The following is a 233-nucleotide window of genomic DNA, read 5'->3' on the forward strand; positions in this document are numbered from 1 at the left end:
CGTCGGGCTCGATCTACAAGCGCGAGGAGGACGGCATCGTGCTGATCGATCAGGACAAGTGTCGCGGCTGGCGCATGTGCGTGTCCGGATGCCCGTACAAGAAGATCTACTACAACTGGCAGAGCGGCAAGGCCGAGAAGTGCATCTTCTGCTATCCGCGCATCGAGGCCGGCCAGCCGACCGTGTGCTCGGAAACCTGTGTCGGCCGCATCCGCTATCTCGGCGTGCTGCTG

1 protein-coding gene is annotated in these 233 nt (G+C 62.7%); it reads left to right on the forward strand.

What is annotated here, in order from left to right; all coding sequences use genetic code 11:
• On the forward strand, positions 1 to 233 hold a 233-nt coding region (locus tag SB816_RS35190), incomplete at both ends, for a 4Fe-4S dicluster domain-containing protein (RefSeq protein ID WP_410548649.1).

The organism is Achromobacter sp. SIMBA_011, assembly GCF_046535435.1.
In the GTDB taxonomy this organism is placed as follows: domain Bacteria; phylum Pseudomonadota; class Gammaproteobacteria; order Burkholderiales; family Burkholderiaceae_B; genus Achromobacter; species Achromobacter dolens.